The following is a 25,780-nucleotide window of genomic DNA, read 5'->3' as shown; positions in this document are numbered from 1 at the left end:
AAGTACCGGCGGCTGCATGTGATCATCGGTGACGCGAACCTGGCGGAGATGTCCACCTACCTCAAGGTCGGCACCACGGCGCTGGTGCTCGACCTGATCGAGGCGGGCATCGACCTGTCGGATCTGCAGCTGGCCCGCCCGGTCACCGCGGTGCATCACATCAGTCACGATCCGTCGCTGCGCAAGACCGTCGCGCTCGCCGACGGCCGGGAGCTGACGGGCCTGGCGTTGCAGCGGATCTACCACGAGCGGGTCGCGAAGTTCCACGACGGCACCGAGGACAAGCGGATCCTCGACATCCTCGACAAGTGGGCGATGGTGCTCGACCTGCTCGAACGCGACCCGATGGAATGCGCGGACCTGCTGGACTGGCCGGCGAAACTGCGGCTGCTCGAGGGTTTCCGCAACCGGGAGGGCTTGTCCTGGTCGGCGCCGCGCCTGCACATGGTGGACCTGCAGTATTCGGATGTGCGCCTGGACAAGGGTCTGTACAACCGCCTGGTGGCCCGCGGGTCGATGCAGCGGCTGGTGTCCGAACAGCAGGTGCTCGACGCGGTGCGCACCCCGCCGTCGGACACCCGGGCCTACTTCCGCGGCGAGTGCCTGCGCCGCTTCGGGGCCGACATCGCGGCGGCGAGCTGGGATTCGGTGATCTTCGATCTGGGTCGCGAGTCGCTGGTGCGCATCCCGACGCTCGAGCCGTTGCGGGGTAGCCGCGCGCATGTCGGGGAGTTGCTCGAGACGGCGCAGTCGGCGGCCGAACTGGTCGATCAGCTCACCCACTGACGGTCGTCCCGGGGTGTGGTGGTGGCCCGATCGTGTGCCGCGAGTACGCGTGTCGCCACCGGCGGACCGTTTCGCTGGGTAGGGTAGGAGTTCGAAGCAGCGGTGACCGCACCGATCGTCGACCGGTGACGGTTCCGCGCCGAGTACAGGAGGAGGTCGGCGGCGATGGCACAGGAGCAGACCACACGCGGTGGTGGCGGAGACGACGACGAGGTCGTCGGTGACGGCGGTGCCGGTCAGGAGCGTCGCGAGAAGCTCGCCTCGGACACCGACGATCTTCTCGACGAGATCGACGACGTGCTCGAGGAGAACGCGGAGGACTTCGTGCGGGCATATGTGCAGAAAGGTGGCCAGTGACAGCCGAACGGTCCTCTCTTCCCTTCCGCGAGGTGCAGCCGAGGCTGCACCTCGCGTCGCCCTTGTCGTCGTTCTCCGACCATCTGCGCATGCACGCCCCGGAGATGCTGCCGGAGAACCGGTTCCGGTTCGAACGGGGTGACCACGTGGACCTCGCCCCGCACGGCACCACCATCGTGGCGCTGACCTTCGACGGGGGTGTGCTGCTCGCCGGCGACCGGCGCGCGACGATGGGCAACCTGATCGCCTCCCGCGATGTCGACAAGGTGTTCATCACCGACAACTATTCGGCGGCCGGCATCGCCGGCACCGCGGGCCTGGCGATCGAACTGGTGCGGCTGTTCGCCGTCGAACTCGAGCACTACGAGAAGATCGAGGGCGTGCCGCTGACCTTCGACGGCAAGGCCAATCGGCTGTCGTCGATGGTGCGCGGCAATCTCGGTGCGGCCATGCAGGGTCTGGCCGTGGTGCCGCTGCTGGTCGGTGTCGACCTCGACGCTCCCGACGCGCACCGCGCCGGGCGGATCGTGTCGTACGACGTGGTCGGTGGCCGCTACGAGGAACGCGCCGGCTATCACGCGGTCGGCTCGGGTTCGTTGTTCGCCCGGTCGTCGCTGAAGAAGCTCTACCGCGCCGACGCCGACGAGCAGAGCGCGCTGCGCACCGCCGTCGAGGCGCTGTACGACGCGGCCGACGACGACACCGCCACCGGTGGCCCCGACACCACCCGCGGGATCTACCCGACGGCGGTGGTGATCACCGCGGCGGGGTCCGTGGCGGTCGCGGAGGAAACCCTGTCCGAGCTGGCCCGCAGCATCGTGGCCGACCGCACCGCAGGAGATGCCCGGTGACACTTCCGTACTATGCGTCCGCCGAGCAGATCATGCGCGATCGTTCGGAGCTGGCCCGCAAGGGCATCGCCCGGGGTCGCTCGGTGATCGCGTTGACCTACGCCGACGGGGTGCTGCTGGTGGCGGAGAACCCGTCGAAGGCGCTGCACAAGATCAGCGAACTGTACGACCGGGTCGGTTTCGCCGCCGTCGGCAAGTACAACGAGTTCGAGAATCTGCGTCGTGCCGGGATCATGCACGCCGACATGCGCGGCTATTCCTACGATCGGCGGGACGTGACCGGGCGGGCGTTGGCGAATGCCTACGCGCAGACCCTGGGCACGATCTTCACCGAGCAGCCGAAGCCCTACGAGGTGGAGATCTGCGTCGCCGAGGTCGGTCGCGCCGGCACCGAGGACGGCCCGCAGCTGTACCGCATCACCTACGACGGGTCGATCGTCGACGAACCGCAGTTCGTGGTGATGGGTGGTAACACCGAGCCGATCGTCACCGCGCTGCGCTCGTCCTACAAGGCCGGTCTGCCGCTCGACGAGGCGGTCGCCGTGGCGGTCACCGCGTTGCAGCAGCCGGCCACCGCCGATGCGGCGCCGCGGTTGCTCGGCCGCGGCGAACTCGAGGTCGCGGTGCTCGAGAAGCAGCGTCCGCGCCGCGCGTTCCGCCGCATCGCGGGGGCGGCGCTCGATGCGCTGCTGCCCACCGGTTCGGCTCAGCCGGCGGCGTCGGAGACGCCGGGATCCGAGCCGGCTCCCGAGGCCGGCACCGACGCGGGCTGATCCACCGCGAGCCGATAGACCGTCAACGCCGACGGCACCACCTCGAAGTCGAATCCGGTGCCGTCGGCGGGGACCTCCCCGTCGGTGGCCAACGCCACCGGATCCCCGATCACCTGCACCGCCAGGGCCGGGCTGTGCCGATGCCGATACATCGGGGAGGCGCCGAGGGTGCCGGTCGCGGCGGCGGCGAGCAGCCGGAGCCGCGAGAACCGGCGTTCGGCCGGCAGGTACCGCACATCCAGGGTGCCCGGATCCAGATGCGACCGGGACATCGGCACCTGATCGCCCGGGGTGTAGCGGCCGTTGCCGACGAACAGCAACCACACCGCCCGCCCGGTGCCGTCGATCCGCACCGGCATCGGGCTCGCCGTGCGCAGCACCGCCAGCATCGCCAGGCCCGCCGCCGGCCACTTGCCGATCCGCGGTTCCCAGTGCTGCCGTAACCGCACCGCGTCCGGATAGCCGCCGAGGCTGGCGGTGTTGACGAACCGCCGCACCGTGCGACCGGCCGGTCCGGTCACCGTCACCTGTCCGAGTCCCACCGCGACGGCCTGCCCACCGGTGATCGCCCGTACCGTCTCGTCCAGGTCGCTCACCCCGAGATCGTGCGCGAAGTGGTTGAGGGTGCCGCCGGGGAAGACCGCCACCGGCAACCGGGCGTCGACGGCCGCGTCGAGCACCGCCGCGACGGTGCCGTCGCCGCCGCACACCCCCAACGCCGTCGGCCGGTGCTCGGCCAGCAGCCGCGCCAGTTCGTCCTGCGGGTCGTGGTCGGCGTCGAGGTCGACGCGATGCACCCCGGGCAGGGCGGCGGTGACGACCGCGGCGATCTCCTCGGCGGTGCCGGCATCGCGGTTGACGATCAGCAGCATCCCTTCCCCACCGGGCAGCGCCGGCGCGGCGACCGCGACCTGCACGGCGGCCGGTTCGCGGCTGCGCACCGCCCACCAGCGGCGGGTGGACCACGCCACGCCCGCCCCGACCGCGGCGCCGACGACGACGTCGCCGGGCCAGTGCACCCCGGTGTGCACCCGGGAATAGGCCACCGCCGCGGCCAGCGGTGCCAGGACCGCCCCGGCCACAGGGGATTCGAGGGCTGTCCCGGTCACGAACGCCGCCGCCGAGGCGGAGTGCCCGGACGGGAACGACGACGAGCGGGGGATCGGCACGCTGCGGCGCAGGAACTTCGGGTCGGTGCGCGCCGGGGGGCGGCGCCGCGGCAACAGCGGTTTGAGCAGCCCGTTGGTCAGGGCGCTGGCCCCGGCCACGGACAGCAGGCCGCGCACCGCGCCGCGCCGCGCGTGTCCCCCGGCGGCCGCGCACACCGCGGCGCACGCCATCCACAGCACACTGTGGTTGGCGGCGCGCCCGAGATCACGCAACAGCGGGTCGGCGGGGGACGGGCGCAGCGCCCCGGAACGGTCGAACAGGGCCCGGTCGGCGGTGCGGTAGTGCTCGCGAAGAATCACACCTCGAACCGTAGATGTCGTTGCCACCCATGGGGGTCGGGTTTGCGCGGTACTGTCGAAGTGTGCAGCGACGAATCATGGGTATCGAGACGGAGTTCGGCGTCACGTGTACCTTCCACGGGCATCGCCGGTTGAGCCCCGACGAGGTGGCCCGCTATCTGTTCCGCCGGGTGGTGTCCTGGGGGCGCAGTTCGAACGTCTTCCTGCGGAACGGGGCGCGACTGTATCTCGATGTCGGCTCGCACCCCGAGTACGCCACCGCCGAGTGCGACGACCTGCTCCAGCTCGTCGAACACGATCATGCCGGTGAGCGGGTCCTCGAGGAACTGCTCATCGACGCCGAGCAGCGTCTGGCCGAAGAGGGCATCGGCGGCGACATCTTCCTGTTCAAGAACAACACCGACTCGGCGGGCAACTCCTACGGCTGCCACGAGAATTATCTCGTCGCCCGTGTCGGCGAGTTCTCCCGCATCTCCGATGTGCTGCTGCCGTTCCTGGTGACCCGGCAGCTGATCTGCGGCGCCGGGAAGGTGCTGCAGACCCCGAAGGCCGCGACCTTCTGCCTGTCGCAGCGCGCCGAGCACATCTGGGAGGGTGTCTCGTCGGCGACCACCCGGTCGCGGCCGATCATCAACACCCGCGACGAACCGCACGCCGACGCCGAGAAGTACCGGCGGCTGCATGTGATCGTGGGGGATTCGAACATGTCCGAGACCACCACCATGCTCAAGGTGGGGTCGGCGGCGCTGGTGCTCGAGATGATCGAGGCCGGGGTGCCGTTCCGGGACTTCGCGCTCGACAACCCGATCCGCGCGATCCGCGAGGTCTCCCACGATCTGACCGGTCGGCGCCCGGTGCGCCTGGCCGGGGGCCGGCAGGCCAGCGCCCTGGACATCCAGCGTGAATATCATGCGCGGGCGGTGGAGTATCTGCACCAGCGCGAACCCGATCCGCATGTCGCGCAGGTGGTGGACCTGTGGGGCCGTGTCCTCGACGCCGTCGAGTCGCAGGACTTCGCGAAGGTCGACACCGAGATCGACTGGGTGATCAAGCGCAAGCTGTTCCAGCGCTATCAGGACCGTTACAGCATGGAACTGTCGGATCCGAAGATCGCCCAGCTCGACCTGGCGTATCACGACATCAAACGCGGCCGCGGCGTGTTCGACCTGCTGCAACGCAAGGGGTTGGCGGCGCGGGCGACCGACGACGAGTCCGTCGATGCGGCGGTGGACACCCCGCCGCAGACCACCCGGGCGAAGCTGCGCGGTGATTTCATCGCCGCCGCGCAGGCCGCCGGCCGCGATTTCACCGTCGACTGGGTGCATCTGAAGCTCAACGATCAGGCGCAGCGCACCGTGTTGTGCAAGGACCCCTTCCGGTCGGTGGACGAACGCGTCGAACGGCTCATCGCCTCCATGTGAGCACCGGTGCCCATCGGATCGGACCGTGCGGTCCGATCCGATGGGCGGTGATGCGGTGCCGGCGGCGCGCGGGCACTAGGGTTGGCCCGTGGCGATCTCGAAAGTCGAACGGCTGGTGAATCTGGTCATCGCGCTGCTGTCCACCCGACAGTTCGTGACCGCGGAGAAGATCCGGGCCTCGGTGGCCGGTTACTCCGAATGCGCGAGCGACGAGGCGTTCAGCCGCATGTTCGAGCGGGACAAGAACGAACTGCGCGATCTCGGGGTGCCGCTCGAGACCGGCCGGCCGTCGCGGTCGTCGACGGTGGAGGGCTACCGCATCAACCGCGACGCCTACGAGCTGCCGGAGATCGATCTGACGCGGGAGGAGACCGCCGCCGTGGCCGTCGCCGCTGCGCTGTGGGAATCGCCGGAGCTGACCGCCGCCGCGCAGGGCGCGGTGTTCAAGCTGCGGGCCGCCGGGATCCGTGTCGACACCGACGGCGGGGAGGTGGTGGCGCCGCTGCCGCCGCGCGCCCGCGGCTCCGAGCCGGCGCTGACGGCGCTGCTCGCGGCGATCGACGCGGGGCGGGCGGTGCGCTTCACCCACCGCAGTTCCCCCACCGAGCCGTGGTCGACGCGCACCGTCGAACCGTGGGGTGTGGTCACCGTGCACGGCCGCTGGTATCTCGTCGGCCACGACCGTGACCGCGATGCGGTGCGCACCTTCCGCCTGTCCCGCATCGGCGACGAGGTCACCGCCATCGGCCCGGAGGGGGCGGTGCAGATCCCGGAGGGGGTGGATCTGCGGGCCCGGGTGCTGGCGGCGACCTCCCCGGCGGAGGTGACCGGTTCGGCTCGGCTGTGGGTGGCGGACGGACGCGCCTGGGAGTTGCGCCGGCTCGGACGGCCCGGCGCGGCGCGGGCGATCGGCGACCGGGACGGGGCGGAACTCGAGGTGCCGGTGCGCTCGTGGGAGTGGATCGCGCGGATCGTCGCCGGGCAGGGCGCCGACGCGTTGGTGCTCGACCCGCCGGAGTTGCGGGCCGAGGTGCAGCGCATCCTCGAGCGGGCGGCAACGGATGCGGGGGAGGAGGGTCGATGAGCACACGACTGTCGGCGCGGCTGGGACGACTGCTCAATCTGGTGCCGTATTTCCTGGCGCACCCGGGGATCAGCGCGGCGGAGGCGGCCCGCGATCTGGGGGTGACCCCGAAGCAGGTGATGGACGACCTGAACCAGCTGTGGGTGTGCGGGCTGCCCGGCTACGGCCCCGGCGACCTGATCGACCTGTCGTTCTCCGAGGACAGCATCGTGGTGACCTTCACCGCCGGTATCGACCGGCCGCTGCGGTTGACCTCCACCGAGGCCACCGCGCTGCTCGTGGCGTTGCGGTCGCTGCAGGAGATGCCGGGGGTGGTCGATCCGTCGGCGGCGCAGGCGGCGATCGCGAAGATCGAGGCGGCGGCCGGGACCGCCGCCACCCCCGCCGACATCGTCGCCGATCCGGAGCCGGGGACGGCCGGGGATTCCGATGCGGCCGGGCAGGTGCGGGCCGCGGTGCGGGACGGCCGTGCCGTGCATGTGACCTATTATTCGGCGTCCCGCGACACCGTCTCCGAACGGGACGTCGACCCGATCCGCATCGTGATCATCGACGAGCACGCCTATCTGCAGGCCTGGTGCCGCAGCGCGGAGGGGGTGCGACTGTTCCGTGTCGACCGCATCGACGCCGCCACCGTGCTGGACGAGCCGGCCCGGCCCCCGCACCGGGCGATCACCGACGACGAGCACCTCGAACTGTTCGAGGGCGACCCGTCGCTGCCCGCCGCCCGGTTGCGCATCGCCCCGGCCTACACGTGGCTGCTCGACTACTACCCGCTCACCGAGGTGCAGGTGCGCTCCGACGGCAGCTGTGAGGCGTCGATGCGGTATGCCTCGCCGGCGTGGATGGCGCGGTTGCTCGTCGGGTTCGGCGCCGGCGTGCGGGTGCTCGACCCGCCACCGTTGCGGGCGGCGGTGCGGGCGCGGGCCGAGTCGGCGCTGGCGGCCTACGCCGATCTCGACCGGGAGGACGCGGCCCGCGGCACGGGCCCGTCCTCGTGACGCCGGGGTGGGGGAACATCTCTGTGAATCCTCCGCAAATTGTGGGTGGATACACCTGCTCGGGCCCTCGGGGTGTGCTCGAGGTCCGGTAGCATCGATCGGAGCCGATCAGTGGAGGTTGTTGTAAATGGGTGCAATGAGCCCCTGGCACTGGGCCATCGTGGCGCTGGTGGTCGTGATTCTCTTCGGTTCGAAGAAGTTGCCCGACGCCGCACGCGGTCTCGGTCGTTCGCTCCGGATCTTCAAGAGCGAGGTCAAGGAGATGCAGAACGACGATGCCCGGGCGGCCACGCCGCAGCAGCCGGCGCCGAATCCGTTGCCGGCCGCGCAGCCGACGACCGATCCCGCCGCGCCGCACACGCACACCGAACCGCGGTCTGCCTGACCGACGTTCATCCTGCCGGGGCGCCCACCGCGGGTGTCCCGGCGTTCCGCTGACCCCGGCACGCCGTAGCGCCGGTGGTCTCGACAGGAGCTGAGAACCGCACCGTGCGCATCCCGTTCGATCCGCGCCGAAGCCGGCGCAAGACCAACCCCGACGGCACCATGTCGCTGGTCGAGCACCTCTACGAATTGCGCACGCGTCTGCTGATCGCTCTCGCCGCGGTCGTGCTCACCACCATTCTCGGATTCGTCTGGTACAGCCGCAGCCTGTTCGGCCTCGACAGTCTCGGGGAGATCCTGCGCGGCCCCTACTGCGACCTGCCGGCCTCGGCCCGCGCCGATCTGAGCAGCGACGGCTCGTGCCGGCTGCTCGCCACCGGTCCGTTCGAACAGTTCATGCTGCGCCTGAAGGTCGCCGCCACCGCCGGCATCGTGATGGCGTGCCCGGTGTGGCTGTACCAGCTGTGGGCGTTCGTCACCCCCGGCCTGTACCGCAAGGAACGCCGCTACGCGATCGGCTTCGTCACCTGCGGGGCGGCGCTGTTCGTCACCGGCGCGGTGCTGGCCTATCTGGTGATCTCCCACGCGTTGTCGTTCCTGCTGTCCGTCGGCAACGACGTGCAGGTCACCGCGCTGTCGGGCGCCGAATACTTCGGGTTCCTCCTCAATCTGCTGGTGATCTTCGGGGTGTCCTTCGAGATCCCGCTGGTGATCGTCGCGCTCAACGGGGTGGGGGTGCTGTCCTACGAGAAACTCGCGGCGTGGCGGCGGGGGCTGATCATGGCGGTGTTCGTCTTCGCCGCCATCGCCACCCCCGGCCAGGATCCGTTCTCGATGCTGGCGTTGGCGTTGGCGCTGACGCTGCTCGTGGAGTTCGCCATCCAGATCGCCCGGGTGACCGACCGGCGTCGCGCCCGCAAGGCCCGATCCGAGGGCTGGGCCGATCTCGACGACGACGAGGGCTCGACGATCGCCGCGCCGAGCCCGGTGGAGCCGGCAGCGCCCACCGACACCGTCCGGACCGACCCGGCCCGCACCGACTACTCCGACACCCTGTGATCGGCGACCTCGTGCCCGGTGCGGGCGGTGACGACGCTTCGGGCGCCGCTCCGCTCGCCGTCACCCCGCAGCTCGCGGACTTCGCCGCGGAACTCGGGTTCCCCCTCGACCCGTTCCAGATCGAGGCGTGCCGCGCCCTCGAGGGCGGCCATTCGGTGCTGGTGTGCGCCCCCACCGGCGCCGGCAAGACCGTCGTCGGCGAGTTCGCGGTGTACCTGGCGCTGCAGGCCGGCTCCAAGTGCTTCTACACCACCCCGATCAAGGCGTTGAGCAACCAGAAGTACGCCGACCTGTGTGCCCGGCACGGCCGCCACTCGGTCGGTCTGCTCACCGGCGACCAATCCGTCAATTCCGATGCGCCGGTGGTGGTGATGACCACCGAGGTGCTGCGCAACATGATCTACGCGTCGTCCACCGCCCTGATCGGGCTCACCCACGTGGTGATGGACGAGGTGCATTTCCTCGCCGACCGGTTCCGCGGCGCGGTGTGGGAAGAGGTGATCCTGCACCTGCCGGAGGACGTGCGGCTGGCGTCGCTGTCCGCGACGGTGTCCAACGCCGAGGAGTTCGGCGACTGGATGACCACGGTGCGCGGCGACACCACCGTCGTCGTCGACGAGGTGCGGCCCATCCCGCTGCACCAGCACATGATGCTCGGCTCCCGCATCTACGACCTGTTCGACCGCCGCGCCGACACCGAGACCGCCCCGACCCGGCGGCGCCGCGACATCGTCGTCAACCCCGAACTGGCGTCGGCGGTGCGGCAACGGCAGAGCCTGTCCGGGATGGACCGCTGGGGCGAACGCGGCCCCCGCTTCCGGCCGCCGCCGCGCCCGGAGGTCATCGCCCGCCTCGACCGCGACGGTCTGCTGCCCGCCATCACCTTCGTGTTCAGCCGCGCCGGCTGCGACGCCGCGGTGCAGCAGTGCCTGCGCTCGGGGTTGCATCTGACCGACGAGACCGAAGCCGCCGAGATCCGCCGGATCGTCGACGAACACACCCGGGACCTGCCGCGCGGCGACCTCGAGGTGCTCGGCTACGCGTCGTGGCGCACCGCCCTCGAACGCGGCATCGCCGCCCACCACGCGGGGATGCTGCCGGCCTTCCGGCACACCGTCGAGGAACTGTTCGTGCGTGGGCTGGTGCGGGCGGTGTTCGCCACCGAAACCCTCGCCCTGGGCATCAACATGCCGGCGCGCACCGTGGTGCTCGAGAAACTCGTCAAGTTCAACGGCGACACCCACGCCGAACTGACCCCCGGCGAGTACACGCAGCTGACCGGCCGCGCCGGGCGTCGCGGCATCGACGTCGAAGGCCACGCGGTGGTGCTGTGGCAACCGGGCGTCGAGCCGGCCGCGGTCGCCGGGCTCGCCTCCACCCGCACCTTCCCGCTGCGCAGCTCGTTCCGCCCGTCCTACAACATGGCGGTCAACCTCATCGACGCCGTCGGCGTGGACCGGTCGCGGGCGCTGCTCGAGATGTCCTTCGCCCAGTTCCAGGCCGACAAGTCGGTGGTCGGGCTCAAACGCGGCATCGACCGCAACGAGACCACCCTGGCGCAGCTGCGCGACCAGCTCGGCGGTGAGGACAGCGAGATCCTCGACTATCTGCGGATGCGCGCCGAACTGACCGACGCCGAACGCGCCCACGAGCGGCGCGGAAAGCAGGATCGGCGGACCGCGGCGGTGGCGTCGCTGGTGACCCTGCGCCGCGGCGACATCATCGCGGTACCCGCCGGCAAACACACCGGGCTGGCGGTGGTGGTTCTGCCGGACACCGACGCCGGCGATCCGCGGCCGCAGGTGGTCACCGCCGACGGCTGGTCCGGTCGCCTCTCGGCCGGGGATTTCCCGACGCCGACGACGGTGCTGGGCTCGTTGCGGCTGCCGCGGCACGTCGATCACCGCACCGGCCGCGGGCGCCGCGACATCGCGTCGGCGCTGCGATCGAAGGGCCTGGTGCCGCCGCGCCGTCCCAAGCGCAGCAAGGCCAAGGGCGACACCCGCGAGATCGACGCGTTGCGCCGCGAGCTCAAGCACCATCCGGCTCGCAAGCATCCCGATCTCGATGCGCTCGCGCGTGTCGGGGAGCGCTACCACCGGTTGCTGCGCGAGACGCAGCAGCAGCGTCGCAAGGCCGCCGCGGCGACGGATTCGCTGGCGCGCACCTTCGAGAAGATCGTCGCGCTGCTCACCGAACGTGGCTATCTCACCGAGGGTGCCGATCCGGCGACCACCGAGGCGGGGGAGCGGCTCGCCCGCATCTACACCGAGTCGGATCTGCTGGTCGCCGAATGCGTGCGCCGCCGCGCCTGGGCGGGACTGTCCGCCGCCGAGCTGGCGGCGGTCGCCTCGGCGGTGATCTACGAGTCGCGCACCGACGAGCCGGTCACCGTCGTCGGACCCACGGGGCCGATCCGGCACGCGCTGGCCGAGACCACCCGGATCTGCGACGGGTTGCGGGCCGACGAGATCCGGCACCGGCTGCCCCCCACCCGGGAACCGGATCTGGGATTCGTCACCGCCGCCTACACGTGGGCGTCCACCGCGTCGCTGACCGAGGCGCTCGTCGCCGCGGAGGCGGCCGGCAAGGAACTCTCGCCCGGGGATTTCGTGCGGTGGTGCCGGCAGCTGATCGATCTGCTCGACCAGATCCGCACCTGCGCGGACGATCCGGAGCTCGCCCGCACCGCGGGCAAGGCGGTCGGGGCGGTGCGCCGCGGTGTCGTCGCCGTCGATCCCACCGCCGAGTAGCTCGCCCGGCGGGCATGGATGCTCGGGCGGCGGGTGGACGCTACCGTATGGGCACACAACGGAAGGGTGAGTGGAGACGACGATGACCGGGCCGAACGAACCGCAGGACTCGCCGGGGCAGAGGCCACCGGACTCGACGGATCCGTGGGCACCGAACCCGACGTCCGGGGGCGGTGAGCAGTCCGGGTCGCCGTGGGCGCCGCCCGCCGGCCGACAGCAGTGGGGGCAGGGCAGCGGCGCCGGGTGGGGGCAGGCGCCCGGCGGGCAGTCGCCGTGGCAACCCGATGCCGGAGCCGGTGCGGGCGGGACTGCCCCGCAGCCCGGGTGGGCGCCGCTCACCGGGCAGCAGACTCCCGGGCACCAGAACCCGTGGGGTGCCCCGGCCGGGGCGCCGCAGCAGGGTTGGGGTCCGGCCCCGCAACAACCCACCCCCGGCTGGGATCGACAGGCGCCGGGCCAGCAGGCACCGGGGTGGGGGCAGCAGCCGGGAGCACGACCATGGGGAGCACCCGGTCAACCGGTGCAGCCCGCACCCGGCTGGGGTGGGCAGCAGCCCGGCGGCGCGCAGCCCTGGGGTGCGCCGGCGAACGCCTGGCAGCAGCCCGGCGGCACACCCCCGCCGAACGGGAAGTCGAAGCTGCCGTGGATCCTCGGCGGCGTCGGGCTCGTGGTGGTGCTCGCCATCGTCGGGATCCTCGCCGCCACCATGTTCGGCGGCAAGGTCCTCGACACCGAATCCACCCAGGTCGGCATCGCGAAGGTGCTCACCGAGTCGTACGGGGCCGGGCAGGTCGGCGACGTGCAGTGCCCGAGCGATCAGAAGGTCGAGGCCGGGCACAGCTTCACCTGCGCGGTCACCGTGGACGGCCAGTTCCGGGAGGTCACCGTCACCGTCACCGACGACAACGGCACCTACGAGGTCGGCCGCCCCAACTGACCGAGACCGGTCAGCGGTCGGCCAGCGCCGCGACCAGCGCGGACACCGGCCGCTCCAGACCCCACCGCTGCGCCAGCGCGGTGAGCTGCTCCGGATCGGCCGGTGCCGCCGGCAACACGTCCGAGCGGGACAGGTCCACGTCGGCGTCGGTGGCCACCCGCACCACCGGCAGCGCCGCATCCAGATAGTCCGCGGCCGCGGCGAGTTTCACCCGCATGCCCTGGGCCAGCGACGTCGACTCGTCGAGTGCCGCGGCCCGCACCGCCTCGAGCGAGCCGTACTGTTGCAGCAGCGACGCGGCGGTCTTCTCGCCGACCCCCTTGACGCCGGGCAACCCGTCCGAGGGGTCGCCGCGCAGCGCCGCGAGTTCGGCGTAGGCGGCGCCGGCCCGCTCGGCGGGCACCCCGTAGCGTTCGGCGACCAGCGCCGGATCGAACAGTTCGGCCTTGGCCAGGCCGCGTCCGGCGTAGAGCACCCGCACCGGCACCGGGCTGTCGGTGACCACCTGCAGCAGGTCGCGGTCGCCGCTGACCACGATCACCCGGTCGGTGGTTTCGCGGGCGGCGAGGGTGCCGAGCACGTCGTCGGCCTCGAATCCGGCCGCCCCGCCGGTGGCGATGCCGGCGGCGGCGAGCACCGCGAGGATCACCGGCACCTGCGGCAGCAGCGCCGGCGGGACCTCCTCGACGGTGCCGTCGGACCCGGCAGCGACCCGGTGCGCCTTGTAGCTCGGGATCGCCGCGACCCGGAAAGCGGGGCGCCAGTCCAGATCCAGGCACACCACCAGCCGGGTGGGGCGGTGGGTGCGGATCAGCGAGGCCACCATGTCCACGAAGCCGCGCACCGCGTTGACCGGGCTGCCGTCGGGGGCGGTGACCTTCTCCGGGATGGCGTGGAAGGCCCGGAACCACAGGCTCGCGCCGTCGAGCAGCATCAACGTGGGGTCCGGTGCGGGCGTGGGGTTCTCCGGTGCGGTCACGGACCACATCCTGCCAGCCATCCGACTGCGGCCACTAGGCTCGGATGCATGACCACTGCCGCCACCCGATTCCCCGCCGACCGTTACGCGGCCCGCCTGGCCCGCGCCGCCGAACTCGGTGCCGCCGCCGGTTTCGACGCGCTGCTCATCACCCCCGGACCGGACCTGCGGTATCTCACCGGTTCGCGCGCCGAGTCGTTCGAACGCCTGACCTGCCTGGTGATCCCCACCGACGGCTCCGGCGCCACCGTGGTGGTGCCGCGCCTGGAACTGGCGTCGCTGCACGACTCCGCCATCGGGGAGCTGGAGCTGCCGGTGCGGGACTGGGTGGACGGTCAGGACCCCTACGCGCTGGTGCGCGAACTCGTCGCGGCCCCCGGGGGGTTCGCGGTGGCCGAGGCGATGCCGGCGCTGCACCTGGTGCCGCTGACCGCCCGGTTCGGCACCACGCCGGCGCTCGCGACGTCGGTGATCCGGCAGCTGCGGATGGTCAAGGACGCCGACGAGGTCGAGGCGTTGCGCCGCGCCGGTGCCGCCATCGACCGGGTGCACGCCCGCATGGGTGAATGGTTGCGTGCCGGGCGCACCGAAGCCGAGGTGGCCGCGGACATCACCGCGGCGATCGTCGAGGAGGGGCATACCGCGGCGGCGTTCGTCATCGTCGGTTCCGGCCCGCACGGCGCCGACCCGCACCACGAGGTGTCCGACCGGGTCATCGACTCCGGCGACATCGTCGTCGTCGACATCGGTGGTCCCGTCGAACCGGGCTACTACTCGGATTCGACCCGCACCTACAGCATCGGCGAGCCCGCCCCGGAGATCGCGACGAAGATCGCGGTGCTCGAGAAGGCGCAGCAGACCGCCGTCGACGCGGTGCGTCCCGGGGTGCGGGCCGAGGACGTCGACGCCGCCGCCCGCAACCTGCTCGCCGCCGCCGGCTACGGGGAGGTGTTCGTGCACCGCACCGGGCACGGCATCGGCCTGTCGGTGCACGAGGAGCCGTACATCGTCTCCGGCAACGACGACATCCTGCAGCCCGGCATGGCGTTCAGCATCGAGCCGGGCATCTACTTCCGCGGCGAGTGGGGTGCGCGGATCGAGGACATCGTCGTCGTCACCGAGGACGGCTGCGAGTCGATGAATCTGCGCCCGCACGGATTGACGGTGCTGCCGGGCTGAGACCCGCCACCGCGCCCCGCAGGGCGACCCGGGACACTGGCCGCATGAACCACACCGCGCAGGGAACCGTCGTCATCTTCGGGGGTCGCAGCGAGATCGGCGTCGAGGTCGCCACCCGGCTCGCCCCGGGCCGCACCGTGATCCTGGCCGCGCGTCGCGCCGACGACCTGGCCGGCGAGTGCGCCGCCGTGCGGGCGGCGGGCGCGACGGCGGTGCAGACGGTCGAGTTCGACGCCGACGCCCTCGACACCCACCCGGCGGTGCTCGACCGCATCGCCGCCTTCGGACCGATCGATGTGGCGGTGTTGGCCTTCGGCATCCTCGGCGAGCAGGCCCGCGCGGAAACCGATGCGGCCCATGCCGTGTCGATCGTGCACACCGACTATCTGGCGCAGGTCGCGTTGCTCACCGAGCTGGCGCAGCGGCTGCGCGCCCAGGGCTCGGGGCGGCTGGTGGTGTTCTCCTCCGTCGCCGGATGGCGGGTGCGTCGCGCCAACTACGTCTACGGCTCCGCGAAGGCCGGCCTCGACGGCTTCGCGTCCGGTCTGGCGGATGCCCTGCACGGCAGCGGGGTGTCGCTGCTGCTGGTGCGCCCCGGTTTCGTGATCGGCCGGATGACGGAGGGGATGAGCCCGGCACCGCTGTCGAGCACGCCACCGCAGGTCGCCGAGGCGACGGTGCGGGCGCTGCACCGCGGGCGCGGGGAGGTGTGGGTGCCGGCGGTGCTGCGGCCGGTGTTCTTCGGGATGCGACTGTTGCCGCGCGCGATCTGGCGGCGGATGCCGCGATGACACCTGCCGTAACCCGCCACGGCGCCGTCGGACAAGGACGGCTCCGTGCCCAGCAGTAGCGTAGAGAGCTCGGGACATGAAATGAGTGGCTCGAAGACGAGTTCGATGAACTGTGGCCGACCCGGGGCTTGATCCCGGAATGTAGGTCATGCCCGACTGATCGCGATTCGGAGTCGACCGAGTCGCCTTCGCGCAGACGGGCTGTTGTCGATTGCCGGGCGGTACAGCCCTTGTCGGCACAGATCCGGTCGTCGGGGACCCGGGCCCGAGCGTTGCGCTGGTAGATCTTGGCCCGCGGCGCTGCATCGAGCCGGGCCCGATCAGGATTCCATCCATGAGGCGACCGAAGTGCTGGTCGGATCAGCTGTACGAGACCGACATGCAGGACGGTTGGACGGCCGTCTACCCCAGGACATGGTCGAGTGCCTACTTCCGCCGCGACAAACTCACGGTTCGAAACCGACCGATTTTGCGTTTGTTTCGTTTGCTGCCTATATTTCATTCGGAGGAGGTGGGCGATGTCCGCGATCGAACGTCCCAGTGCCATGGAGCAGGAGCAGGCACGACAGGCACTGAACGCTCTGCGGGACGTCAAACCCGGTCCCGACACGGTCGACGTCACCGTCGCGGGGACAACCGAGTCCGTGCATCTGCCGAGCGCGGCCCTGGAACTGATCAAAGACGTCTTGGCCAACATGGCTGCCGGCCAGGGAGTGACTGTCGTTCCCGCCCATGCCGAGCTGACCACCCAACAGGCAGCCGAGCTGCTCAACGTCTCGCGCCCGCACGTGATCAAACTCCTCGACCGAGGTCTCATCCGCTACCGGCTCGTGGGCCGGCACCGCCGGATCCTGGCATCGTCACTTCTCGAGTACCGGCGTACCCAGCAGCGAGATGCGCGCGGGGCGGCGGACGAGCTGGCCGCGCTGTCCGAGGACCTCGGACTCTACTGACGTGACCTTCATCGTCCTCTACGACGCGAACGTGCTGTACCCGAATGTGCTGCGGGACGTCCTTATCCGCCTGGCCCAGACCGGTTTGGTGCACGCACGGTGGAGCGAGCGGATTCTCGACGAGACGTTCCGCAATCTCGCTGCCGACCGACCGGACATCCCCACCGACACCCTGGCCAGGCTGCGGGAGCTGATGAACCGAGCGGTGCCGGACTGTGTGGTCACCGGGTACGAGGTGCTCATTCCGGCGTTGAGGCTGCCCGATGAGGACGACCGGCATGTGCTTGCCGCGGCGATCCGCTGCAGCGCGCAGGTGATCGTCACCGCGAACCTGCGTCATTTCCCCGATACCGAACTTGCCCAGTTCGGCATCCAAGCCCTGCACCCGGATGAGTTCGTCATGGATCTGTTCACGCTCGACGGGGCGCGGGTACACCAGGCGATCAGCGCTACCGCCGCGGCGTGGCGCAACCCGCCCGGTACACCGGCCGACGTATGCGACCGCCTCGCCGCAGCGGGCCTACCGATCTCCGCCGCAGCGTTGCGTCGCTGAAGATCACGATGCACGCCCGCGACCGTGTTGTTCCGAGACCACCTTGTGAACACCCTGAACTGGTGCGTTGATCCACTGCGGAGGGCGAACCGAGGTTCTGAGACGGCACGGCGGTGCAACGCATCCTGGTGGACCGGGTCGGTCTCGAGGACGAACCTGCACGCTTTGCCGTCGGCTACTGCCCCCACACCCGGCGAGGTGCTCGATCGACCCAACTTGCCTGCTCAGCTGCGGCGGGATTCGAGCAGCCGCAACCAGATTTCGCTGATGGTGGGGTAGGACGGCACCGCATGCCACAGGGTGCCCAGCGGCACCTTGCCGACCAGGGCGATGGTGGCGGCGTGGACGAGTTCGGCGACCTCCTGGCCGACGAAGGTCGCGCCGACGAGGGTGTCGGTGGCCCGGTCGACGACGAGCGCGGCGTGCCCGGCGTAGTCGTCGCGGGCCAGCGCGGCGCCGGCGACATCGAGGTCGGCCTCGAGGACCTCGATGTCGAATCCGTCGGCGCGGGCCTGGTCGGCGGTGCGGCCGACCGCGGCGATCTCCGGGACGGTGAAGATCACCTGCGGGATCTGCCCGTGGTCGGCGCTCGCCCGGAACCGGGGTCCGTCGGTGGGGCGGTTCTCGGCGCGGGCGGCGATGACGTCCCCGCACACCCGCGCCTGGTATTTGCCCATGTGGGTCAGCGCGGCGCGACCGGCGATGTCCCCGACCGCGTAGAGCCACTGCCCGCCCATCCCGTCGACGGTCAGATCGTCGGCGACGCTCACCTTCCCGTCGGACAGACCCACAGTGTCGAGACCGAGCCCGTCGAGGGTGGGCCGGCGGCCGGCGGCGACGACGATCTCGTCGACCTCGACGGTGCTGGCGTCGGACAGTTCGACGGTGGCGGGGCCTCCGTGGATGCGGCCGACGCCGGTGTCCTTGACGTCGGAGCGCTGCACCGAGCGGATCTCGGTGCGGTACCGCACATTCAGGCCCTTGTGGGCCATGCGGTCGGCGACGCGTTCGGCGGCGAACGGCTCGACGCGCGGCAGCAGCCGGTCGCCGCGCACCGCGACGGTGAGTTCCTCGGCGCCGAGTTGCCGCAGCCAAGTGGCGGTTTCACAGGCAACGACCCCGCCGCCGACGACCAGCACCCGGCGGGGGACCTCGAGCAGGTTCGTCGCGTCCCGGGAGGTCCACGGCAGCGCATCGCGCAGGCCGGGCAGGTCCGGGATCGACGGGACGGTGCCGGTGGCGAGGACGACGGCGTGCCGGGCCTGCAGGCGCCGCTCCCCGTCGGCACCGGAGACGGTGACGGTGCGTTCGCCGTCGAGGCGGCCGTGGCCGCGCACGACGGCGATGCCCGCGCTCTCCGCCCAGTCCACTTGCGAGCTGTCGTCGCGATGGTGGGTGAAGCTGTCGCGGCGGGCCAGCACGGCCGGTACCTCGACGCCGTGGGCGCTGATCTTGTCGGCGACGCCGGGCATGTTGCGGGCGGTGGCGAGCACCTGGGTGGGGCGCAGCAGCGCCTTGCTGGGCATGCACGCCCAGTAGGAGCATTCACCGCCGACGAGTTCGTGTTCGACGAGCACCGCGGTGCGGTCGCTGCCGGCGATGGCGTACCGGGCGGCGTTCTCCCCGGCCGGGCCGGCGCCGAGCACGATCACGTCGTAGGTGTCGGTTTCCCCCGTCGCACCGGTCATGGCTTCACGGTAGGTGGGGATGCGGCCGCTGCGCGGGGGTTCGGTGGCACCGGTCCGGTTCGCGAAGTCCGCCGTGCGGGGCTGGTCAGCGCAGGTGCGGGGAGTCGGCGTCGAACACCAATCCCATGGGGGCGAGCACCCGCACCACCTGCTCGGCGGTCCACTCGTCCAGATCGCACAGCAGCACCGACCGCCACGGGGTGACGATCACCGGACGGTCGACGGCGGCAAGGAACTCCGCGAGACGGGCGGGGAGGATCCCACCGGGCAGGCCGCCGGCGAGGGTGACCGCCCCGTCGGGCTGGTCGAGCCAGCCGATCGGTGGCCGCGGCCCCGCCGGGACCGGCTCCGGATCACCGGTGGGGCCGGTCGGTGGGCCGAGCAGCGCGTCGGCGGCGTCGGCGGGGTCGACGCGCACCCCGGTGTCGGCGCCGTCGCGGATCACCGCGAACCGGCCGTCGGGGCGGGCGAGGACCGCGACGGTGGGGGCGAGGGCGACGATGTCGCCGGTGCCGTCGTCGAGCCCGACCACCGTGCCGGCCGGCACCGGCTGCTCGACGACCCGTGCCCCCACGGTGGCGGTGAGCTCGCGCAGGTCGCGGTGCCCGCCGATACGGCCGCTGAGCGGGGAGACGAGAAGCCGTGCGCGGGTGGGCACGTCGACGGTCAGACCGGCGGAAACGAGAGCTGCGGCGATGGCGGCAGGGTCGCCGCGCACCTGCAGCTGGGCGTGGGCGGTCAGATGCAGTTCGCCGCCGCCGTGGGTGTGGGCGAGCTCGGCGAGCACCTGTATCTGCGGAGAGGTCAGGTGCCCGGCGGGCAGGTGCACGTCCACAGCGGTATCGGCCATGCCCGCCAGGGTAGAACGCGCCGGACGCGGGACGCGCGGTGCCGGTGGACCGTGCGGTTTGTAGGGTGGGATCCATGCCCGATTCGACGACCCCGACATTCGCGGACCTCGCCGCCGCCAAGTTCGTGCTGCTGACGACCTACCGCAAGGACGGCAGCGCGGTGGGCACCCCGGTGTGGGCGGCGCCCGAGGGGAACCGGCTGCTGGTGTGGACGGTCGCCGATGCCTACAAGGTGCGGCGGCTGCGCCGAGATCGGCGGGTGTCCCTGGCGATCTGCGACGCGCGCGGCAACCCGAAGTCGGTGGCGGTGCCCGGCACCGGGGAGGTGCTCGACGCCGACGGGTCGGCGCACGCGCGGTCGGTGATCGCCCGCAAGTACGGGCTGCTCGGCCGGCTGATCGTCGGCGCGAGTGTGCTGCGCCGCGGCCGCACCGGCACCGTGGGCCTGGCGTGTGTGCTCGTCTCCGCCGACGAGATCGCCGGTCGGTAGGCGCTGTGGCCCGCTCTCATACCTACCGGTCCCAGGCGGTCGCGGTGGCCCTCGCGAGCAATCCGCTGCTGTCCGGCCGGCGGCGCTGGAAGTGGTTGCGCCGCGCCGGTGTCGACGCGACGCCGCCGAGCCTGATCCACACCCGCGTGGTGGTGCAGGGCCTGGGACGGCTCAGCCTCGGCGCGGGGTCGTTCGTCAACCACGGCTGCTATTTCGACACGGTCGCCGACATCACCGTCGGGCAGCGGGTGTTCCTCGGCGACCACGTGCGGGTGCTCACCAGCAGCCACCGGATGGGTACCGCCGACCAGCGGGCCTCCACGCTGACAGGGGAGCCGGTGACCCTCGGGGACGGCGCGTGGATCGGGTCGGGTGCGGTGATCATGCCGGGCGTGAGCATCGGGGCCGGTGCGGTGATCGGCGCGAACTCGCTGGTGACCGAGGACTGCGCGCCGAACGCGGTGTATGTGGGCAGCCCCGCCCGGTGGGTCCGCGACCTCGAGTGAACCGCCCCGCGAGGTGTCCGGATCGTCCCGGTTCGCCTGATCTCGTAGGGGCCCTCGGCCTCACCTGCGGGTTCGTGCCTTGTTCTGTCCACCTGCGAGAGAGCGCAGGTCCGTCCGGAGGCGATCGGCAGGCATCTCGCCGGCCTGCTCCGAACCACGCGGGGTCCGGTCAGTGGGCGGCGCTGACCGACGACATGTGGAAATCGGGGATGCGCATCGGCGGCATCGCGGTGCGGGTGAACCAGTCCTTCCATTCCCGGGGCAGGGTGCGTTCGGTGGCGCCGATCTCGGTGGCGCGGCCGAGCAGATCCACCGGCGACTCGTTGAACCGGAAGTTGTTCACCGCCGCCCGCACCTGCCCGTCCTCGATCAGATACACCCCGTCGCGGGTCAGGCCGGTCAGCAGCAGCACCGCCGGATCCACCTCCCGCAGGTACCACACGGTGGTCAGCAGCAGGCCGCGTTCGGTGCGGGCGATCATGTCGTCCACATCGGCGGTGCCACCACCGGTGAGCAGCAGATTCTCCCCCGGCGCGGTAGGGACGGCCCCGAATTCGGCGGCGGTGGCCCGCGGATACGCCAGGGCGTGCAGGGCGCCGTCGCGGAGCCAGTCGACCCGCCCGGCGCTCATGCCGGTGTCGAACACCGAGACGCTGTCGGTGGAGGCGGTGGCCACCACGAACGGCGGACAGCCGAGTCCGGGCGCGGCCGGATCGGAGGTCAACGTCACCGGCAGCGCCGCGATCTGCTCGCCGAGGCGGGTGCCGCCGGGCCCCGCCCACACCGAGCGGCCCTCCGCGGCGCCGCGCCCGTCGAGCGACCACAGCAGCGGGATCAGCAGATCGGCGACCACCGACGGCGGCAGCACCGTCTCGTACCGGCCGGCGGGCAGGTCGACGCGGGTGCCGGCCCAGTCCAGCCGCCGCGCCAGTTCGGCGCGCAGCGGATCCATGGCGATGTCGGTGAAGTCGACGGTGCCCGCCCCGACCCACGCGCTCGCCCCGGTCGGGCCGCCGCGTTTGCCGTTGATCTCGAGCGACCCGTCGCGCTGCACCCAGCGGCGCCGCACCCCGGTGGAGGTGCCCAGCCACAGGGTCGTGGACTGGTGGTGCGCGAACCCGTACAGGGCGTCGGTGTCGTCGAAGCCGGCGGTGAGCCCGTCGAGGAGCGGGGCGAAGACCTCGACATCGGTGCCGACGGCCGGATCGTCCCAGTGCGGGTCGGTGTCGTCGCCGTCGAGCAGCGGCATCGCATCGGGCGCGGCCGGGGCCTGCTGCGCCGCGGCCCATGCCGCGGCGACCACCGGCGCGATGTCGTCGGCGTCGACGATCGCGGCGGTGACCACCCCGCAGTGCGCCCCGCCGGGGGTGCGGCGGATCGCGACGATGGTGGCGCTGCGGGCGCGCGCGGACCCGTTGGTGGTCATCGAGTTGCCCGCCCACCGCAGCGACGCCTCGGCGCCGTCGGTGACGATCACGAGGGTCTCGTCGACGGGGGAGGCCGCCAGGGCGGTCTCGACGAGTCGGTCTCCGGGGATCATCGGCCACCTTCCTGCACCGTGTTGAGCACGTTCACGCCGCGCACCAGCACCGACGGGCAGCCGTGCGAGACCGCGGCGACCTGCCCGGGTTGCGCCTTGCCGCAGTTCATCGCTCCGCCGAGCCGCCAGGTCGACGCACCGCCGACCGCCTCGAGCGCACCCCAGAACTCGGTGGTCGACGCCTGATAGGCCACATCGCGGACCTGCCCGGCGAGCCGCCCGCCGCGGATCCGGTAGAAACGTTGCCCGGTGAACTGGAAGTTGTGCCGCTGCATGTCGATCGACCAGCTGCGATCGCCGACGACGTACAGCCCGTCGTCGACCCCGGCGATCAGATCGGCGGTGCTGCGGTCGACCGTCGGATCGGGTTGCAGCGATACGTTCGCCATCCGCTGGATCGGCACGTGATGCGCCGAGTCGGCGTAGGCGCAGCCGTTCGAGCGGGCCACCCCGAGCTTGGGCGCGAACGCCCGGTCGAGCTGGTAGCCGACGAGCACTCCGTCGCGCACCAGATCCCAGGACTGGGCGGCGACCCCGTCGTCGTCGTAGCCGACGGTGGCCAGCCCGTGCGGTTCGGTGCGGTCGGCGGTGACGTGCATGGCGGCGCTGCCGTAGCGCAGGCTGCCGAGCAGGTCGGGGGTGGCGAAGGAGGTGCCGGCGTAGGCGGCCTCGTAGCCGATGGCCCGGTCGTATTCGGTGGCGTGCCCGACCGATTCGTGGATGGTCAACCACAGATTCGTCGGGTCGATCACCAGATCGGTGCGGCCGGCGGTCACCGACGGGGCCTGCGCCTTCTCGGCGAGTTGCTCGGGCAGCTCGGCAAGCTCACTGCTCCAGTCCCACCACCGGTCGGAGGCGAGGTACTCCCAGCCGCGGCCGGTCGGCGGGGCCAGGGTACGCAGCGACTCGAAGGTGCCGGCCGCGCGGTCGACGCGGGTCGCCTCGAGGTCGGGGTGGATCCGCACCCGCTGCTGGGTGATCGTCGACCCGGCGAGATCGGCGTAGAAACTCTGTTCCTTGACCAGCGTCACATGGGCGCCGACGTGGTCGACCCCGGTAGCGTCCTGCAGTCGCCGCGAATAGTCCTCGAGCACCGCGATGCGCTCGGCGGCGGGGACGGTGAACGGATCGATCTCGTACGGCGAGACCCACACCGCGTCGCGGTGCACCGGTTCGTCGGCCCACCGCACCGGATCACGATTCAACGCGCGCAGGGTGCGGGCCACGGCCACCGCGCGGGCCGCGGCGTCGGCGGCGCCGTCCGGGCCGGGCACCGGATGCGACGCGAACCCCCAGGTGCCGTCGAGCAGCACCCGCACCGCCACCCCGCAGTCGGTGTCGTCCACCGCGGCCTGCAGGGCGCCGTCGCGCAGGGTGCTCGTCCAGGTCCGCAGTCGATGTACCCGCACATCGGCGTGACTCGCGCCCGCCGCCCGCGCCACCGTCAGCGCCGCGTCGGCGGCCGCCTGCAACGGAAGGGCCAGGAAATCGTCGTCCACCGCGCTCACCCGCCCACCCTATCGCCGGTACGCACCGAGCCGGGGGTGCCGCACCGATCACCCCGCGGGGCGGCTCAGCCGAACTGTTCGATGCCGAGCCGGATCACCATGGCCACCACCACGACCAGCAGCACCACCCGCACGAAGCCGGCGCCGCGCGCGAGCGCCATCCGGGAACCGAGCACCGAACCGGCCACATTGCACACCGCCATCGCCAACCCGAGCGTCCACCACACATGCCCGCCGAGAGCGAACAGCACCAGCGCCCCCAGATTCGAGCCGAAATTGAGCACCTTCGCCATCGCCGCCGAGGTGACGAACTCGCTGCCGAGCATCGCCGCGAACACGATGATGAAGAAGGTGCCGGTGCCCGGCCCGAGGATGCCGTCGTAGAAGCCGATCACCGCCGCGGCCGTCACCACCACCGTGACCAGCCGCAGCGTGGACGGGCGGCGGGTGCCGCCGGCCCCGAGTTTCGGGCGGGTGGTGACGAACACCGCCACCGCGACGAGCACCACCATCACGATCGGGATGAACACCTCCCGGTCGATGAGCGAGACCGCCGCCGCCCCGGCCGCCGCGGCCAGCGCCGCGACGAGCGCGGCCGGGCCGAGCAGCGACCAGCGCAGCGGGATGCGCCGCGCGAAGGTCAGCACCGCCGCGCCGGTCCCGCAGATCGCGGTGAGCTTGTTCGTCGCCAGCGCCGCCTGCGGCGTCAACTGCGGGGCGACGAGGAACAGGGCGGGCAGCAGGATCAGCCCGCCGCCGCCGACCACCGCGTCCACCCAGCCGGCGGCCGTCGCGGCGGTCATCAGCACCGCCCAGTCACCTGCCGTCATGGCCGCCATTCGATCACGCACTGCATCTGGGGGCGGGTGCGGGAGCAAAACCGGCGGCCCGTTCGTTGACCGGACAGAAACCACCGACGGAAGGAAACCCCGCCGTGTACCCGTTGTTGTTCGTGCTCTACGTCGTGGCGGAGATCGCGGTGCTGGCCTGGCTCGGCTCCACCCTCGGGGCGCTGGCCACCGTGCTGATCTTCCTCGGTGTCAGCGCCGCCGGTTATCTCGTGCTCGCCGCGCTGGGTCGCCGCGCGCTGCGCAACCTCGGCGAACTGCGTGGCGGTCGGGCGCCGCACGCCAATTCGCCGGAGCGGGTGCTCACCGACGGCGCGCTCATCGGCGCCGGCGCCGCGCTGGTGCTGATCCCCGGCATCGTCGGCACCGTGCTCGGGGTGATGTTGTTGCTGCCGACCCGCGCCGCGCTGCGTCCGGCGGTGCGCACGCTGGTCGCGCGCCGGGCCCGCGCCACCGGGTTCACCGCGCAGCGGCTGGTGGTGGTCGACGGGCAGGTCGTCGATCACAGCGTCGTCGGCGCCGCCCCGCACCTGACCGGTGGCACGGCCGCGCCCGAGCAGGTCGACGACCGCGGCACCGTGCTCGACGGGGAGATCGTGGAGACCCCGCGCCGCCGCGAGGAGCGGTAACGGGCAGACTGGGCACCCGTGAGCCCTGCACCGCACACCCAGCTTCTCGTCGGCGGCCGCATCTACAGCGCCGGTGCCCCCGATGCCACCGCGATGGCCGTCACCGACGGCACCATCGTGTGGGTCGGGCAGGACCGGCCCGGCCGCGCCCTGCACCCGGACGCCGAGATCGTCGACCTGCACGGCGCGTTCGTCGCCCCCGGTTTCGTCGACACCCACGTGCACACCACCAGCCACGGCCTGGCCCTGACCGGCCTGGACCTGACCGACGCCACCGACCGCGCCGACGCGCTGCGCCGGGTGCGCGCGCACGCCGACGCGCACGACGACGCGGTGATCTGGGGGCACGGCTGGGACGAGACCCGCTGGCCCGACCCCACCCCGCCGACC

Annotated in this window: 26 protein-coding genes; 19 read left to right on the top strand and 7 right to left on the bottom strand. The window is 71.8% G+C overall.

What is annotated here, in order from left to right:
• From A8G18_RS21760 to prcA, 4 genes are all read left to right on the top strand, one after another.
• The coding region (locus tag A8G18_RS21760; protein ID WP_209447063.1) for a proteasome accessory factor PafA2 family protein at nucleotides 1–786 on the top strand (786 nt) is incomplete at its 5' end.
• Between the two features lie 165 nt (nucleotides 787–951).
• Complete coding sequence (locus A8G18_RS21750; protein WP_006552173.1) at nucleotides 952–1,143, top strand: ubiquitin-like protein Pup; 192 nt, start codon at nucleotides 952–954, stop codon at nucleotides 1,141–1,143.
• Between the two features lie 89 nt (nucleotides 1,144–1,232).
• Nucleotides 1,233–1,994, top strand: coding sequence for a proteasome subunit beta (gene prcB, locus A8G18_RS21745; RefSeq protein WP_245208002.1), 762 nt, complete (start codon nucleotides 1,233–1,235; stop codon nucleotides 1,992–1,994).
• Complete coding sequence (gene prcA / locus A8G18_RS21740; protein WP_064065515.1) at nucleotides 1,991–2,767, top strand: proteasome subunit alpha; 777 nt, start codon at nucleotides 1,991–1,993, stop codon at nucleotides 2,765–2,767. Before prcB ends, prcA begins: the two co-directional genes overlap by 4 nt.
• On the opposite strand, the gene A8G18_RS21735 is transcribed toward prcA, so the two are convergent.
• Nucleotides 2,701–4,236: a bifunctional phosphatase PAP2/diacylglycerol kinase family protein gene (locus A8G18_RS21735; RefSeq protein ID WP_064065514.1), complete on the bottom strand. Its 1,536-nt coding sequence runs from the start codon at nucleotides 4,234–4,236 to the stop codon at nucleotides 2,701–2,703. The two genes, prcA and A8G18_RS21735, sit on opposite strands and share 67 nt — an antisense overlap.
• 62 nt (nucleotides 4,237–4,298) lie before the next feature.
• Here A8G18_RS21735 and pafA point away from each other — a divergent pair, with 62 nt between their 5' ends.
• The 7 genes from pafA to A8G18_RS23535 all read left to right on the top strand — a co-directional run bounded on the left by pafA (nucleotide 4,299) and on the right by A8G18_RS23535 (nucleotide 12,875).
• On the top strand, nucleotides 4,299–5,657 hold the full coding sequence (pafA, locus tag A8G18_RS21730; protein ID WP_026003483.1) for a Pup--protein ligase: 1,359 nt from the start codon (nucleotides 4,299–4,301) through the stop codon (nucleotides 5,655–5,657).
• A gap of 88 nt (nucleotides 5,658–5,745) precedes the next feature.
• Nucleotides 5,746–6,741 carry a helix-turn-helix transcriptional regulator gene (locus tag A8G18_RS21725; protein ID WP_064065513.1) on the top strand — a complete coding sequence of 332 codons (996 nt, stop codon included), beginning with the start codon at nucleotides 5,746–5,748 and terminating at the stop codon, nucleotides 6,739–6,741.
• Entirely contained in the window at nucleotides 6,738–7,742 is a 1,005-nt protein-coding gene (locus A8G18_RS21720) for a helix-turn-helix transcriptional regulator (RefSeq protein WP_064065512.1), read from the top strand. Before A8G18_RS21725 ends, A8G18_RS21720 begins: the two co-directional genes overlap by 4 nt.
• A 127-nt stretch (nucleotides 7,743–7,869) precedes the next feature.
• On the top strand, nucleotides 7,870–8,127 hold the full coding sequence (gene tatA / locus A8G18_RS21715) for a Sec-independent protein translocase subunit TatA (protein ID WP_016935046.1): 258 nt from the start codon (nucleotides 7,870–7,872) through the stop codon (nucleotides 8,125–8,127).
• 104 nt (nucleotides 8,128–8,231) lie between these two features.
• On the top strand, nucleotides 8,232–9,185 hold the full coding sequence (tatC, locus tag A8G18_RS21710) for a twin-arginine translocase subunit TatC (protein ID WP_064065511.1): 954 nt from the start codon (nucleotides 8,232–8,234) through the stop codon (nucleotides 9,183–9,185).
• 11 nt (nucleotides 9,186–9,196) lie between these two features.
• A complete protein-coding gene (locus A8G18_RS21705; protein ID WP_172506102.1) occupies nucleotides 9,197–11,938 on the top strand; it encodes a DEAD/DEAH box helicase in 2,742 nt (913 codons plus the stop codon).
• Nucleotides 11,939–12,020: 82 nt separating this feature from the next.
• The gene (locus A8G18_RS23535; RefSeq protein ID WP_064065518.1) at nucleotides 12,021–12,875 is read left to right on the top strand and encodes a DUF4333 domain-containing protein; all 855 of its coding nucleotides are present in this window, start codon (nucleotides 12,021–12,023) and stop codon (nucleotides 12,873–12,875) included.
• Nucleotides 12,876–12,885: 10 nt separating this feature from the next.
• On the opposite strand, the gene A8G18_RS21695 is transcribed toward A8G18_RS23535, so the two are convergent.
• Nucleotides 12,886–13,863 carry a 5'-3' exonuclease gene (locus A8G18_RS21695; protein WP_064065509.1) on the bottom strand — a complete coding sequence of 326 codons (978 nt, stop codon included), beginning with the start codon at nucleotides 13,861–13,863 and terminating at the stop codon, nucleotides 12,886–12,888.
• A 39-nt stretch (nucleotides 13,864–13,902) separates the two neighbouring features.
• Between A8G18_RS21695 and A8G18_RS21690 the strand changes: the two genes are divergently transcribed.
• The 4 genes from A8G18_RS21690 to A8G18_RS21675 all read left to right on the top strand — a co-directional run bounded on the left by A8G18_RS21690 (nucleotide 13,903) and on the right by A8G18_RS21675 (nucleotide 17,330).
• Nucleotides 13,903–15,033, top strand: a complete 1,131-nt coding sequence (locus A8G18_RS21690) for a M24 family metallopeptidase (protein WP_064065508.1) — start codon at nucleotides 13,903–13,905, stop codon at nucleotides 15,031–15,033.
• 44 nt (nucleotides 15,034–15,077) lie between these two features.
• Nucleotides 15,078–15,824 carry a decaprenylphospho-beta-D-erythro-pentofuranosid-2-ulose 2-reductase gene (dprE2, locus tag A8G18_RS21685; RefSeq protein WP_064065507.1) on the top strand — a complete coding sequence of 249 codons (747 nt, stop codon included), beginning with the start codon at nucleotides 15,078–15,080 and terminating at the stop codon, nucleotides 15,822–15,824.
• Nucleotides 15,825–16,342: 518 nt separating this feature from the next.
• Nucleotides 16,343–16,777, top strand: a complete 435-nt coding sequence (locus tag A8G18_RS21680; RefSeq protein ID WP_016934422.1) for a helix-turn-helix domain-containing protein — start codon at nucleotides 16,343–16,345, stop codon at nucleotides 16,775–16,777.
• Nucleotide 16,778: 1 nt separating this feature from the next.
• A complete protein-coding gene (locus A8G18_RS21675) occupies nucleotides 16,779–17,330 on the top strand; it encodes a PIN domain-containing protein (RefSeq protein ID WP_016934421.1) in 552 nt (183 codons plus the stop codon).
• Between the two features lie 224 nt (nucleotides 17,331–17,554).
• On the opposite strand, the gene A8G18_RS21670 is transcribed toward A8G18_RS21675, so the two are convergent.
• Nucleotides 17,555–19,018 (bottom strand): dihydrolipoyl dehydrogenase family protein, encoded by a 1,464-nt coding sequence (locus A8G18_RS21670; protein WP_064065506.1) that lies wholly within the window; start codon nucleotides 19,016–19,018, stop codon nucleotides 17,555–17,557.
• 85 nt (nucleotides 19,019–19,103) lie between these two features.
• Nucleotides 19,104–19,868, bottom strand: a complete 765-nt coding sequence (locus A8G18_RS21665; protein ID WP_064065505.1) for a precorrin-3B synthase — start codon at nucleotides 19,866–19,868, stop codon at nucleotides 19,104–19,106.
• Nucleotides 19,869–19,942: 74 nt separating this feature from the next.
• Between A8G18_RS21665 and A8G18_RS21660 the strand changes: the two genes are divergently transcribed.
• Nucleotides 19,943–20,359: a PPOX class F420-dependent oxidoreductase gene (locus tag A8G18_RS21660; RefSeq protein ID WP_064065504.1), complete on the top strand. Its 417-nt coding sequence runs from the start codon at nucleotides 19,943–19,945 to the stop codon at nucleotides 20,357–20,359.
• 5 nt (nucleotides 20,360–20,364) lie between these two features.
• A complete protein-coding gene (locus A8G18_RS21655; RefSeq protein WP_064065503.1) occupies nucleotides 20,365–20,865 on the top strand; it encodes an acyltransferase in 501 nt (166 codons plus the stop codon).
• A gap of 169 nt (nucleotides 20,866–21,034) precedes the next feature.
• Here the strand turns inward: A8G18_RS21655 and A8G18_RS21650 are convergent, their stop codons facing one another.
• From A8G18_RS21650 to A8G18_RS21640, 3 genes are all read right to left on the bottom strand, one after another.
• On the bottom strand, nucleotides 21,035–22,405 hold the full coding sequence (locus tag A8G18_RS21650) for a metallopeptidase TldD-related protein (protein WP_064065502.1): 1,371 nt from the start codon (nucleotides 22,403–22,405) through the stop codon (nucleotides 21,035–21,037).
• Nucleotides 22,402–23,913, bottom strand: a complete 1,512-nt coding sequence (locus tag A8G18_RS21645) for a TldD/PmbA family protein (RefSeq protein ID WP_064065501.1) — start codon at nucleotides 23,911–23,913, stop codon at nucleotides 22,402–22,404. Before A8G18_RS21645 ends, A8G18_RS21650 begins: the two co-directional genes overlap by 4 nt.
• 65 nt (nucleotides 23,914–23,978) lie before the next feature.
• The gene (locus A8G18_RS21640; protein WP_064065500.1) at nucleotides 23,979–24,743 is read right to left on the bottom strand and encodes a TSUP family transporter; all 765 of its coding nucleotides are present in this window, start codon (nucleotides 24,741–24,743) and stop codon (nucleotides 23,979–23,981) included.
• A gap of 104 nt (nucleotides 24,744–24,847) precedes the next feature.
• Between A8G18_RS21640 and A8G18_RS21635 the strand changes: the two genes are divergently transcribed.
• Both A8G18_RS21635 and A8G18_RS21630 read left to right on the top strand, forming a co-directional pair.
• Nucleotides 24,848–25,390, top strand: a complete 543-nt coding sequence (locus A8G18_RS21635; protein WP_064065499.1) for an FxsA family protein — start codon at nucleotides 24,848–24,850, stop codon at nucleotides 25,388–25,390.
• An 18-nt stretch (nucleotides 25,391–25,408) separates the two neighbouring features.
• Nucleotides 25,409–25,780: amidohydrolase family protein (locus A8G18_RS21630; protein WP_245208000.1), on the top strand; the 372-nt coding region annotated here is incomplete at its 3' end.

The organism is Rhodococcus gordoniae (assembly GCF_001646655.1).
Lineage (GTDB): Bacteria > Actinomycetota > Actinomycetes > Mycobacteriales > Mycobacteriaceae > Rhodococcus > Rhodococcus gordoniae.
The sequence above is the reverse complement of the archived record's forward strand: the minus strand, read 5'-3'. Positions and strand labels throughout refer to the sequence as shown.

Coding starts and splice junctions, on each gene's coding strand:
- A8G18_RS21750 (WP_006552173.1), top strand. CDS start 952: ATGGCACAGGAGCAGACCACACGCGGTGGTGGCGGAGACGACGACGAG.
- prcB (WP_245208002.1), top strand. CDS start 1,233: ATGCACGCCCCGGAGATGCTGCCGGAGAACCGGTTCCGGTTCGAACGG.
- A8G18_RS21720 (WP_064065512.1), top strand. CDS start 6,738: ATGAGCACACGACTGTCGGCGCGGCTGGGACGACTGCTCAATCTGGTG.
- tatA (WP_016935046.1), top strand. CDS start 7,870: ATGGGTGCAATGAGCCCCTGGCACTGGGCCATCGTGGCGCTGGTGGTC.
- A8G18_RS23535 (WP_064065518.1), top strand. CDS start 12,021: ATGACCGGGCCGAACGAACCGCAGGACTCGCCGGGGCAGAGGCCACCG.
- A8G18_RS21695 (WP_064065509.1), bottom strand. CDS start 13,863: ATGTGGTCCGTGACCGCACCGGAGAACCCCACGCCCGCACCGGACCCC.
- A8G18_RS21690 (WP_064065508.1), top strand. CDS start 13,903: ATGACCACTGCCGCCACCCGATTCCCCGCCGACCGTTACGCGGCCCGC.
- dprE2 (WP_064065507.1), top strand. CDS start 15,078: ATGAACCACACCGCGCAGGGAACCGTCGTCATCTTCGGGGGTCGCAGC.
- A8G18_RS21680 (WP_016934422.1), top strand. CDS start 16,343: ATGTCCGCGATCGAACGTCCCAGTGCCATGGAGCAGGAGCAGGCACGA.
- A8G18_RS21670 (WP_064065506.1), bottom strand. CDS start 19,018: ATGACCGGTGCGACGGGGGAAACCGACACCTACGACGTGATCGTGCTC.
- A8G18_RS21665 (WP_064065505.1), bottom strand. CDS start 19,868: ATGGCCGATACCGCTGTGGACGTGCACCTGCCCGCCGGGCACCTGACC.
- A8G18_RS21660 (WP_064065504.1), top strand. CDS start 19,943: ATGCCCGATTCGACGACCCCGACATTCGCGGACCTCGCCGCCGCCAAG.
- A8G18_RS21650 (WP_064065502.1), bottom strand. CDS start 22,405: ATGATCCCCGGAGACCGACTCGTCGAGACCGCCCTGGCGGCCTCCCCC.
- A8G18_RS21640 (WP_064065500.1), bottom strand. CDS start 24,743: ATGACGGCAGGTGACTGGGCGGTGCTGATGACCGCCGCGACGGCCGCC.